General features: G+C 62.6%; 9 protein-coding genes and 1 pseudogene. 5 read left to right on the top strand and 5 right to left on the bottom strand.

Features of this window, described 5'->3' with window-relative positions:
* Positions 1 to 85: 85 nt before the first annotated feature.
* Complete coding sequence (locus ABJF10_RS24445) at positions 86 to 1,357, bottom strand: glycosyltransferase family 39 protein (protein ID WP_348547242.1); 1,272 nt, start codon at positions 1,355 to 1,357, stop codon at positions 86 to 88.
* A 183-nt stretch (positions 1,358 to 1,540) separates the two neighbouring features.
* Between ABJF10_RS24445 and ABJF10_RS24440 the strand changes: the two genes are divergently transcribed.
* Both ABJF10_RS24440 and ABJF10_RS24435 read left to right on the top strand, forming a co-directional pair.
* Positions 1,541 to 2,041, top strand: a complete 501-nt coding sequence (locus tag ABJF10_RS24440; RefSeq protein ID WP_348547241.1) for a cyclic nucleotide-binding domain-containing protein — start codon at positions 1,541 to 1,543, stop codon at positions 2,039 to 2,041.
* Positions 2,042 to 2,280: 239 nt separating this feature from the next.
* Positions 2,281 to 3,084, top strand: a complete 804-nt coding sequence (locus ABJF10_RS24435; protein ID WP_348547240.1) for a hypothetical protein — start codon at positions 2,281 to 2,283, stop codon at positions 3,082 to 3,084.
* 104 nt (positions 3,085 to 3,188) lie between these two features.
* Here ABJF10_RS24435 and ABJF10_RS24430 read toward each other — a convergent pair whose 3' ends face one another.
* On the bottom strand, positions 3,189 to 3,638 hold the full coding sequence (locus ABJF10_RS24430) for a thioredoxin family protein (protein ID WP_348547239.1): 450 nt from the start codon (positions 3,636 to 3,638) through the stop codon (positions 3,189 to 3,191).
* A 235-nt stretch (positions 3,639 to 3,873) separates the two neighbouring features.
* The gene (locus tag ABJF10_RS24425) at positions 3,874 to 4,029 is read right to left on the bottom strand and encodes a hypothetical protein (RefSeq protein ID WP_348547238.1); all 156 of its coding nucleotides are present in this window, start codon (positions 4,027 to 4,029) and stop codon (positions 3,874 to 3,876) included.
* A gap of 228 nt (positions 4,030 to 4,257) precedes the next feature.
* Between ABJF10_RS24425 and ABJF10_RS24420 the strand changes: the two genes are divergently transcribed.
* On the top strand, positions 4,258 to 5,151 hold the full coding sequence (locus ABJF10_RS24420; RefSeq protein WP_348547237.1) for an NAD(P)-dependent oxidoreductase: 894 nt from the start codon (positions 4,258 to 4,260) through the stop codon (positions 5,149 to 5,151).
* A gap of 72 nt (positions 5,152 to 5,223) precedes the next feature.
* Here the strand turns inward: ABJF10_RS24420 and ABJF10_RS24415 are convergent, their stop codons facing one another.
* Complete coding sequence (locus ABJF10_RS24415) at positions 5,224 to 6,006, bottom strand: SDR family NAD(P)-dependent oxidoreductase (protein ID WP_348547236.1); 783 nt, start codon at positions 6,004 to 6,006, stop codon at positions 5,224 to 5,226.
* Positions 6,007 to 6,381: 375 nt separating this feature from the next.
* Between ABJF10_RS24415 and ABJF10_RS24410 the strand changes: the two genes are divergently transcribed.
* Complete coding sequence (locus tag ABJF10_RS24410; protein WP_348547235.1) at positions 6,382 to 7,368, top strand: C-terminal binding protein; 987 nt, start codon at positions 6,382 to 6,384, stop codon at positions 7,366 to 7,368.
* 156 nt (positions 7,369 to 7,524) lie between these two features.
* Complete coding sequence (locus ABJF10_RS24405; protein WP_348547234.1) at positions 7,525 to 8,625, top strand: alpha/beta hydrolase-fold protein; 1,101 nt, start codon at positions 7,525 to 7,527, stop codon at positions 8,623 to 8,625.
* Positions 8,626 to 8,638: 13 nt separating this feature from the next.
* Here the strand turns inward: ABJF10_RS24405 and ABJF10_RS24400 are convergent.
* Positions 8,639 to 11,143, bottom strand: a pseudogene (locus tag ABJF10_RS24400) (hypothetical protein); the annotation flags it as partial.

The following is an 11,143-nucleotide window of genomic DNA, read 5'->3' as shown; positions in this document are numbered from 1 at the left end:
CTCAGTGGTAGAGCACTACCTTGACACGGTAGGGGTCACAGGTTCGAACCCTGTAGCGCGCACCATCTCTCTTTTCCCAGTCTGCCTAGCTCGGCTGCTTGAGCTTGAAGATGGCGTAGCCGATACCGGCACAAATCATTGCTCCCAAGGGGATTACCGTGCGCAGCCTCATGGGTAGAAGCGTGCCGGGATAACGCAGCACGAGGAACAACAAAGGCATGACGAGCAAGAGGTAATAGCTCTCAAACAAGTAGGGGACGGCCACGGCCGCAGTCCCGAGGTATCCCACGACCAGGATCCGAAACCGGCCGTTCCACGGGGCGTTCAAGCCGGGCGACACCCACACGGAGACGGCCAGCGCCATCAGCACTGCCGCCAGGAAGAGGGTCAGCCACGGCGCGCGGTGGGAAAAGACGGACAGGATGGTGCTGATCGGCCCTTGTGCCGTCGTCCAAAAATTCCCCGCGGGTGCATACAGGCGCGAAAGCCACACCAGAAACAGACTGGGGATGAGCGCCAGCGCGAGCACCCGGATGTGCGCCCGAAATTCAAACCGCAGGACTCCGATCCACGCGCCCACGGAAATGCCTCCCAGCACACATTGCGCGAGGTGCTGCCGCCAGTCGTTCGATAGATCTGCGGGCCAGGGATCGACATAGGCCGGAGGCTGTTTTCCGCCCCACACCAGCATCAGCAGGCCGAGACACACCAAGGGCACCGCCACCGCGACGATCCCGCCGATCTCCGCCCGGGAAAGCCGTTTGCCGCGCCACAAGCCAGCCACGCAGAGCGCCGCACACAAAGGCGCGCAAAACTGATTGGAAAGCGCCGCCGCCGTCAAAAAAGCACCGGCCATCGTCAGGCTCTTGCGGGAACGCTCTTCCTCCGCCCGGCACCATTGATCCAATCCCACGAGGAGACACGCGACCGTGAAAGTATGCTGCTTGATCGTGAACGCGTTCCAAAGGAAGAACGGAAAGGTGAGGATCGCGAGGAGGCCAAGGGCGGGCAGTCGCCGAATGGATTCGGCGCGCAAAAGGAAGTAGGCGCCGAGCGCCACCGCGCAGGCGGTCGAGAAGATGCGGACGCTGAGCATCCCGCGACAGAAGTTGTCCACCAATGCTTGCGCCCACAAGGCGAGCGGTGGCCCGGGGAACGGATAATCGCGGAGCGAAAGGTGCGGTAAGGATTTCGTAACGAAGTCAATCGCCGGGGCGTAGTGCTGCGCTTCGTCCGAATTGAGCGCGCGAAAGTAACCATTCGTCGCGACCTCGATGCCTAACAGGATGGCGCAGAAGCCGAGGAAAGCGATCCTGCCCTGTGTTACTTCACGGTTTTGCACCGATGGCGGCATCATTGCAGTGCGGGGCTGCTGCTCACCATCCCGGGAGGCGCATCATGAAACCTGGCCTGCGAGTGAGTAGAGCATGAGTGCGGAAAAGACGAATCGGGCCGAAAGCATGACACGCTCCCGCCGTCCCGGACAAGCCCTTCGTCACCACATACTTCGGCTTTCATCTGTCCGGGAATGCGTTAGATTGTGCCAGATGATTCGTCCTGCCCCCTTGACCGACTTCGCGTCGGTCAGTGCAATCATCTCCCAGTTGCGGATCTTCGCGGTGTCACCGAGGCCCAGCGGGAGACGGTCTTTCGCCGCCTGGAGCTGTGGAAATTGCAGGAGGGTGAATTTGTTTTTCACAAGGGCGACGAGCCGTCGGCCATCTATGTAGTCAAGAGCGGCGAAATCCATATCCAGATCCGGCAAAGGGACGTGACCATCAACAAACACGAACTGCACTGCGGGGAGAGCTTCGGGGAGGCGTCGCTCATGTCGATGCATTGCCATACCGCCACCGCCCTCGCCGCGGTCGATAGCGAGGTCATGGTGCTTTCGCGGCGGGCGTTGATTCAACTGAAACACGAGGACATCGAACTCTTCGCGCTGCTCATGATGAACCTCGTGAGAGAACTGGCCCGCCGGCTCTACGTCACCGATCAAATGCTCCTCGAGGCCACCGCGCAAAGCGCCAAGCTGGTGTAAGAAACCGCCGAGGCGCGGAGGCGCGGAGAGGGAAAGATGATCGAGCCACGGATAGCACGGACAACACGATGGATTTGAATGACGCATCACATCGGAAATCCGTGCCCATCCGTGTCATCTCTCCGCCTTCCTCCTCTGCGTCTCGGCGTCTCGGCGGTTTTTTCTTCTTCCGGTGGTCCGGGATTCCACCCCCGGAATTTTCGCTTCGCAACGATGCGTCGCCTGCTATCACTCCCCTCATGAAACGTTCCCTCCTTTGTTTGTCCGCCGCGCTGTTCGCGGTCGCTTCGTCCCGCGCCGTCGTCCCCGCCCCTCCGTCCGATGCCGTGATCTCCGAAGATTTTGAATCCGTCGCCGTGGGCCAAATCCCGGCCGGCTTTACCAAGACCGGCGCCATCGGGGTGGCCGAGGATGTGGCGCACAGCGGCAAACATTCGCTGAAGGTCGAGCCAGCCACCAAGGGCGGACGCTTCATCAGCCTCTCTCCCGAGAAGGTCGCGGCCTTGGGCGGCGAGCAGTGGGGCCGGTTCTATTACAAGGTCAAGACACCCACGCCGCTGCCGCTCATCCCGGAAGGCAAAACTACCGCCTCCATCCACACCACGCTGGTCGCGGGCAAGTGCACCAGCCCCCTGGCCAACGACCCCATCGAAGTGCGTCTCGCCGGCCTGTCGGTTAACGGCACCGGCGCCTTCAAGTATCTCTACAATGTGCAGCCCAAGTTGCGGAAGGAATTCGGCGTCGGGGCCAAGACCACGCAAAACTTCAACGATGAATGGACGATGATCGAGTGGCATGCGGATAACGCCACGCAGACCTACCAGTTCTTCCTCAACGGCCAGGAAGTCACCGACATCGGCTTGAAGAAAGGCGCCGGCCAATTTGAAGGCGTCGAAATCCCGGCGAAGTTCGATACGTTGTCCGTCGGTTGGACGAATTACCAGGCCGCCACCGGCGAAGGCTTCACCGTCTGGATCGATGACCTCGCGATCGGCAAGAAGCGTCTCGGCCCCGCCGCCGCCGCCGCGACCGCACGCAAGTAAAAGCGCTTTGCCTTACCACAAAGGCACGATGGGCGTGCCTTCTTTGAAGCTGTCATGAACTAGGGATGACGGGGTGGGGGTGCGCCCCATCCTAACACGCCCGCTTATTTCTTCAGCGCCGCGTCGAGCTCCGCGAGGTACGCGTCCGGTCCGCTGCCGGGATGATAGCCGGTCTTGCGGCCCAGTTCGTTGCCGTCCGCGTCCAGGACCACGATGGTCGGGTATCCGTTGAAGGGAAACTTGCCCTTCAATTCCTCATTCTGCGCCTGGAGCTTCTTGGAAAGTTGTTTCTTTCGGGGAAAGTCCACCTCGACCAGGATCGCGTTTTGTTTCGCCCAATCCTTGAACTTGGCGGTGCTAAAGACCTCCTTGTGGAGGACCATGCAATAGCCGCACCAGTCCGATCCGGTGAAATCGAGCAATAGCTTCTTGTTCTCCGCCTTGGCCTGAGTCACGGCCTTGGCATAATCATCCGTCCAGCCGGGAGGCGCGGCAGCATGAGCAGGGATCGCGATGGCGAGGAGAGCGAGAGCGAGCAACGAGAGATGTTTCATGGGGAGGGATTGCTTGGGGTTCAGCCGATTCGACACGAACCGCCTACTGCTGCCAAGCACCGATGCATGCGCATCGGTGCTGGCGTTTCAGCAGCACAAAAACCCGGCCTCGCGGTGTTAGTCCACGAGACGTCACCACTGCTCCGAAGCGCGGCCGCAGAGCAGATAGAAACTACCGGCGTAGAGAATCGTCAGAAACAAGAGGAAGATCATATCATAAATCCTTTCGGTACACTCAAAGGGGTTTGGCTCGCAGCTCTTCGATCTCGTGCTGGAGATGATGGATTTCGCGTTTCAGCACAATCCGCGACCGCATCGAGCGGGTCAGGGAAAGCCGCTGTCTCTTGACCGAGAGCAGGCTTTCCAGGGAATTGAGCAGGATGTTCTTCATGCCAGATTAGACGCGGGGTGACCGTTTGTCGTTCATTTGTCTTTACAGAGGAAAAGACGCGGAAAGTGGCTCCGAAGGAAGATTCACCACGAAGGCTCGAATACACGAAGGGAGAAAAGGGGCACAGGCCATAAGTGTTCCGGATTCTTTCTGCCCCTTCGTGGTAAAATTTCCGGCAGAGATTCCATCGCCATGGACCCCCTCGATTGATTACAGCTTCACGCCGTTATGCCGCCTCCTTCCACAGACCAAACTCTCGCCGGGCAAAAAATTGGCTTCGTCGGGCTCGGTAACATGGGCCGGGCGATGGCGCGGCATCTTCACGAAGCGGGCGCCGATGTGGTCGTCTGGAATCGCAGCGCTGGCCCCGCGGAAGCCGCCGTCGCTGCCGGCCTGCGGCGGGCTTCGACGCTGCCGGAACTCGCGCGCGAAATCGGCGCGGGTGTCATCTGCGTTAATCTCACTACTGCCGAAGTCGTCGAGCAGTTGGTGTTCGGCGCGGGTGGCCTCATTGAGGGATTGCACGCAGGTGCGATGATCATCGACTTCGGCACCACGGGCGTTCCGGCGACGAAGCAATTTGCCGCGCAGGTGTCGTGGGTCGATGCGCCCGTGTCGGGTGGACAAGTGGGTGCGGAGACCGGCACGCTGACCATCATGGCGGGTGGGAGCGAAGCGGCGTTTCAGCGTGCCCTGCCGATCCTGCAAATGGTGGGCAAGAACATCACCCATCTCGGCCCTGTCGGCGCCGGACAGGTGACCAAGCTCGCCAATCAACTGATCGTCGCCCAGACCATCGACGCCGTCGCCCAAGCCCTGCGGCTTGCGGAACTCGCCGGGGTCGACCCCGCCTGCGCCCGGGAAGCCTTGCTCGGCGGGTTTGCCGAAAGCCGCATCCTGCAACTGCACGGCGATCGCATGGTGCGGCGCGACTTCACGCCCGGTGGACGCTCCGCGCTGCAACTCAAGGACGTGCGTTTGATTTGCGAGCTCGCCGAGTCCCTCGGCTTTCAGTCACCCACCCTCGATAACTGCCGCGCGCAGTGGGAGGAGATGGTCGAAAAGCGGGGCCTGGGCGATGTGGACCACTCGGGGTTGTTCCTGCTCTACGAGCAGCGTTAAAATCCCTGTCATCCTTCGACTTCGCTCAGGATGACAACGTTTTTTTCGAGCGCTTCGCGAGCGTCCCGCCCCTCACGAATGCATCACCTGCCCGCCGTCGATGTTGATCGTCTGGCCAGTGATATTGCGGGCGTGTTCCGAAGCGAGGTACACAGCCATCGCGGCATATTCCGCGGGCGTCTGCCAGCGACCGAGCGGGGAGACTTTGCGGATCTTTTCTCCGCCCCATGTCGCGTAATCCTGCCGCTGTTCCGGCGGAAGATTGGCCTGGCCCGCTTTCCACACCGCTTCGTTCAAGCTGGTCTGCACCATGCCCGGGGAGAGCGCGTTCACCCGGATGCCGTGCGGCGCGAGGTCCTTCGCCGCGCATTGCATGAAATTGATGAGCCCGGCCTTGGCGGCGCTGTAGGGCGGATCGGTCTGCGAGCCGATCTGGCCGGCGACCGAGACGAGAAAGAGCATCGAGCCCTGCCCGCGCGCGATCAGCTTCGGCGCCATGGCGTGCGCCACGTTCACCGCGCCGATCAAATTGATCTCGATCACGCGTGCCCAGTCGCCGGGCTCCAGGTTCCAGAAGGGAAACCCGAATTTCCCCGAGCCCACGCCGACGCAATAGATGACATGGTCGACGTCGCCGATCTCTCCCGCGGCAGCGCGCACTTCGTCATAGGAAGTGACATCGCCGGCAAGGTTGGCGTGCGCGGAGGGCAGGGGAGTGTTTTGCGCATCGCGATCGAAGGCCCACACCTGGCAGCGTTCGGCAACGAAGCCCTCGGCGATGGCGCGGCCGATCCCACGGGCCGCTCCGAAGACGACGACCTTTTGCGCAGCGAGGTTCATTTGCATGGCCGGCATGTCATCGGCTTCCGCGCGGCAAAGCAAGATTGACGAACTTTTCCGCAATGGAGCCAATGGAGCCAATGGAGCCAATGGAGGCAGGCACATTTTCGCGGGAGGTATGCTTAAATGGCGCCATGCAAATCCACCTGACGACTACCCGCAGCGGTGACCTGGCCCAGCTCGAAATAAGAGTCCGCCGCCCGCCCGGCACGACCACTCCAGACCCAAAAAGAAAAGGCGCCGATAGGTGAATTTAAGGTGCCTTAAGCTGCCTTAAGCCGATTTAAGGTGGCGGATTTTTCCCTTTCCCATCCCGGCGGGACTGATAGCACCAAACACCGCCCTCCCTTCCCCCATTCCCCCACGCGCGATCACCTTCGTCCGAAACGTATGACCACCCGGAAACCCCTCATCGGCATCATCGACTGGGCGAAGTCCCCCCTCGGCGAACCGGAATGCACGGCCGAGCGCGCGGTCATCGGCGATGCCGCCGAGGTGCGGCGCTATCTTTGTTCGAGCGACGCGGATTTCACGGACGAGATCTGCGGCGCGAATGTGCTCATCGTGTGGCACAACACGCCCGTCGGCGCGGCCGGCCTGGCGCGGCTGCGCAATTGCCGGGCGCTCATTCGCAATGGCGTGGGCTTCGATTCGGTGGACATCGCTGCGGCCCGCGAGCGCGGCATCGCGGTGTGCAATGTGCCCGATTACGGCACCGAGGAAGTGGCCGATCATGCCCTCGCGCTCACCCTCGCGTTGTGCCGCCAGCTCTTTCCGCTCGATCGCGAGGCGAAGCAACTCGGCTGGACCATCCGCGTGGAGCCCCGGCTCCGGCGCTTGCGGGAGCTGACCTTTGGCGTCGTAGGTCTCGGCCGCATCGGCACCGCTGCCGCCCTGCGCGCCAAGGCGCTCGGCTTCAAGGTGATTTTCCACGATCCCTATCTGCCCAATGGCGCGGACAAGGCCGTGGGCATTTCCCGCGTACGCACGCTGGATGAATTGCTGGCGAAGTCCGACGTCGTCTCGCTGCATTGCCCGTTGACCAGCGAGACGCGGCATCTCATCGCCGAGCGCGAACTCTCTCTGATGAAGCCGGACGCGTTTGTGGTGAATACCGCCCGCGGCGCGGTGATCAAGAAGACCGCCATTCTCGACGCCTTGCGCGCGGGCCGCATCGCGGGCGCGGGTCTCGATGTGGTCGAGGACGAGCCCTTGCAAAGCGCGGAAGAGGCCGCCACGCCCAACCTCATCGTCACCTGCCACGCGGCTTTTTGCAGCGTGGAATCGAAGCTGGAAATGCGCGCGACCTCGGCGCGCATCGCCCTCGCTGCCGTGCGCGGCGAGCCGCTGGAAAACGTCGTCAATGGCGTGGTCTAGAAGATGGAACACGATCAGTTCGCTCCCACTCCTCTCCCACCTCCGATCCCACCGCGATCCCACCGCGATCCCACCCGCGTTACAGAGAAAATCCCACCGCTCCCACTCGATCCCACCGATAAAAAATCCCATCCGCAACGACAGGATCTCCCTACTATGAAATCGCTCGCCCTCTCCCTCGCGATCGTCGTCTCCTTCACCGCTACGACCTTCGCCCAGCAACCCGCCGCACCGCGCCGTCCCGAGCAGCGTCTCGTCTCGCCCGAAGTCGCGCAGGGCAAAGTCACCTTCCGCCTCGCCGCGCCCAAGGCGCAGCAGGTGAATGTGCGGATCAATGGCCGCAAGGACCCGGTGGCCATGCAGCGCGATGAGAAAGGAGTGTGGACCGCGACCGTCGAGGACCTCGCGCCGGAGATCTACGATTACCAATTCGACGTCGATGGCTTCTCCACCCTCGACCCGGCCAATGCGTGGGTGAAAACCGGTCTGCGTCCCAACACCAGCATGGTGGAAGTGCCCGCCCATCCCGCCGAGTTTTGGGAGCCCCTCGACATCCCCCACGGCAACGTCACCATCCACACCTTCTGGTCGAAGTCGCTCGAGGCTCCGCGCAGCTTCCGCGTCTACACGCCGCCGGGTTACGACCAGCAGACCGCCGCCCGCTTCCCCGTGCTGTATCTCCTGCACGGCTCCGGCGATACGGACGATGGCTGGATGGTCTCGGGCCGCGCCAACTTGATCGCCGACAACCTCCTCGCCACCGGCAAGGCGAAGCCGATGCTCATCGTGATGCCGAACGGCACTTACCCGCGCGAAGCCGGCCACGAGAATGACTTTGAAACCGCGCTGCTCCAGGAAATCATCCCCACCGTGGAGAAGCAGTACCGCGTGGCCCCCGGCGCCGCCAACCGCGCGCTCGCCGGCCTATCGATGGGCGGATTCCAGACGCTCAGCGTCGGCATAAAACATATGGACCAGTTCGCCTGGCTCGGCGTCTTCAGCGCGGGCGTGCGCGACAACGCTGGCGAGACCTACGGCCCCTTTCTCGACAAGGCCAACGACCAGCTCTCGCTCTTCTGGATCGGCATCGGCGAAGACGACTTCCTCCTCACCAGCGAAAAGGCCCTCGAGACCTTGCTCAACGATCACCACGTTAAATACAGCGCCCACATCAGCAAAGGCGGCCACACCTGGACCAACTGGCGGCACTACCTCCACGACTTCCTCCCGCTGCTTTTCCAAGCACCCCAAAAATAGGGCGAAGCTGGATCTACGGCTTCTTGGATTTGTCGAACTCGGCCCAGAAGTCCCCGGCACTTTGCCCGGGGTCGTGAAGGGTTTTGGCCTCGAAGCCGATGCGTTTCTGGTTCGGGAGGTTGCGCAGTTTGTCGATGCCTATGGCGTTGCGAGGAAGGATGATGTTTTCGAGGGTGTTGCAGCCCGCCAGCCAGGCGACGTCCCGCATTTGCGAGTTTTTGAGGTTGATGATGGTGAGCGGGAGAGCGCGCAGACTGGCAATGTCGGACACCCTGGTGCCCTCCATGACGAGCGTGGTCAGCGGCATCTTGCGCAATGGCTGCAGGTCACCCACGGTCTCGCAATTGAGGAGAATGAGTTCCTTGAGCGGGGCGCCTTCCAAGGGCTTGAAGGAAAGTCCTGCCAGGGCGGAGCATTTAAAAAATTCCAGTGGCAGGCCACGGAGCGGGCCGAGGTCGAGCGGCAGGTAGTACCCCGTCCAGTTCTCCATATCGAGGTAGCGTAATTTGCTGAGACCGTGCAGGACTTTCGCATCCCCGGAGGCAGTTGGGCTGAACTCGAGCCGCTCCAGGGGCCACCGGCTCAGCACCGAGAGGTCCGCGATGGCGAGCTTGTCCCCATTGAATTGGCGCATCGGGCACCCGGCCAGCGGCCCGATGCGCGTCACAGACGTGTAAGACAGGTCCAGGTTGGAGATCGGCAAGTCGCGGAGAAAGGTGACTTCGGCTACGGGCAGCCTGCTCAAATTCAACCGGTAGGTGCCGTCGGGGAGTTTCTGAAACCGGTCTTCCGTCCAGCCATCCAACGAGCGCAGCCGGGCCAGTATCGGTTTCATTTTTTCCTCGGCTTCGCGCGTTTTGCCGCCCGCATCGTAGCTCGCCCAGAACTCCGCGGTGCTTTGGGTGGGAAGGCCCCGGACGGGATCGCGGGTGTTTGAAATCCGCTGGAGCGCGGGCATCCGGCGCAGGGGATTTGGGTCGCGCAGCGCGCCGGGAATGGTGATGCTGGTCAGCGCGGGGCAGGTCGCGAGGAGAAACACTTCCTCGACTTTGGTGTCGTCGAAATAGAGTTCCCGCAAGAGCAGGTGCTGGAGCGGCGCGAGGTCGCGCACGGCGGTCCTCGAAATGGCGAGACGATCGAGCTTCTTCAAGGCGGCCAGCGGGCGGAGATCGGTGACGCTGGTTTGGCTGACGTCGAGCGAGAGCAAGGTGGGACACGCGGCGAGTGGAGTGAGATCCTTGATGGCGGTGTCGCTGGCCTCGAGGGTCGTGAGCGGCAGGCCGCGCAGAGGAGTGAGATCGGAAATCTTCGTGCTCTTGATGACCAGGCGGCGAATGGGCAGCCCGCTCAGGACCGCGAGATTATCCAGCGGGAGCGCGGTGAGATCGAGGTCCATGAAACCATCGACGCCGACCGACACCGCAGTGATGCTGCTCTCGGGCGCACCGAGCTGGCGCAGGGTCTGGCGCAACTGTTCCAGCCGCGGGGCCAGCCTGCTGAGGAGGGCGAGCTGCTGGCCGCGCGCGGCCAGGAAGGCGGCGACGGTGGGTACCTTGTCGAAGGCGGCCGTGCCGGTTCCAAAATCGCCGCTGCCGAGGCGCTGGAGAGTGCGTATTTTTTGCAGCAGGGCGAGATCGGTAAATTGCGTGGGAAGATTCAGGGTCTCCAGTGCGGGGAGAGTGGTGAGTGGGGAAAAGTCGGTGAGTTGCGGGCAGCCGAAACAATCCAGCCGCCGCAGGGGCAGGCCGCGCAACGCTTCGAGGGAGGTGATCGGCGTCCCGGCGAGATTGAGCGTCGCGAGGGGCATCCCCTGAAGCACCGTCAGGTCGGTCACTGGGCAGTCGCGCAGCGCGAGTTCTTCGAGGGCCTTGCCTTTCAAGGGCAAGAGATCGGCCAGCGGATTTCCGGAGCAATCCAGCTTGGTGAGCGGCAGCGCCGCCAGCGGAGTGAAGTCGGTCACTCCGGTGCGTGCGATGTTCAGCGCGCTGATCGGCAGGTCGTGCAACAAGGCCAGGTCGGGAAGGGCGAGGTCCGAAAGATCGAGCGTGACCGTGCCGTCTTCGCGCCTGGCCAGCCGCGTGTCGGTCCACTGGGGTTGTTGAGTGGCCGGGGCGAGTTGCTCCTTCATTTTCGCGAGGCGTTCGTCGTCCTGGCGTGCGAGCGCGCTGGCGAGGAACACCCCGTCTGCGGAGCGCTTTTGCGTGACGACCGCCTGCAAGAGCTCGGCTTGCTGCGATTTCGAGAGCGGCTTTCCCGCCGCGTCGGCGAGCAGACGCTCGCCCAGTTCCAGGTTGGTTTTGGCCACAGCATCCGTGGGGCGCAGCGTGAGGACTCGGCGGTAGCTGGCGGCGGCTTCCGGCAGGCGCTGCATGGCCTGGAGCGTGTTGGCTTGGAAGAGCGGGTAGTCCGCGTTGTCCGGGGCCAGGGCGATGGCGAAGCCGATGCGCTCGAGCGCCGCCTCGAATTTCTGGACCTGAACCAAGGAGGCGGCCTGGCGCTGGTAGGCCGGCGCGGCGGT

Origin of the sequence: Chthoniobacter sp. (assembly GCF_040003245.1) — a bacterium.
GTDB lineage: Bacteria > Verrucomicrobiota > Verrucomicrobiia > Chthoniobacterales > Chthoniobacteraceae > Chthoniobacter.
The sequence above is the reverse complement of the archived record's forward strand: the minus strand, read 5'-3'. Positions and strand labels throughout refer to the sequence as shown.

Coding starts and splice junctions, on each gene's coding strand:
- ABJF10_RS24445 (WP_348547242.1), bottom strand. CDS start 1,357: ATGATGCCGCCATCGGTGCAAAACCGTGAAGTAACACAGGGCAGGATC.
- ABJF10_RS24425 (WP_348547238.1), bottom strand. CDS start 4,029: ATGAAGAACATCCTGCTCAATTCCCTGGAAAGCCTGCTCTCGGTCAAG.
- ABJF10_RS24430 (WP_348547239.1), bottom strand. CDS start 3,638: ATGAAACATCTCTCGTTGCTCGCTCTCGCTCTCCTCGCCATCGCGATC.
- ABJF10_RS24415 (WP_348547236.1), bottom strand. CDS start 6,006: ATGCCGGCCATGCAAATGAACCTCGCTGCGCAAAAGGTCGTCGTCTTC.
- ABJF10_RS24410 (WP_348547235.1), top strand. CDS start 6,382: ATGACCACCCGGAAACCCCTCATCGGCATCATCGACTGGGCGAAGTCC.
- ABJF10_RS24420 (WP_348547237.1), top strand. CDS start 4,258: ATGCCGCCTCCTTCCACAGACCAAACTCTCGCCGGGCAAAAAATTGGC.
- ABJF10_RS24435 (WP_348547240.1), top strand. CDS start 2,281: ATGAAACGTTCCCTCCTTTGTTTGTCCGCCGCGCTGTTCGCGGTCGCT.
- ABJF10_RS24405 (WP_348547234.1), top strand. CDS start 7,525: ATGAAATCGCTCGCCCTCTCCCTCGCGATCGTCGTCTCCTTCACCGCT.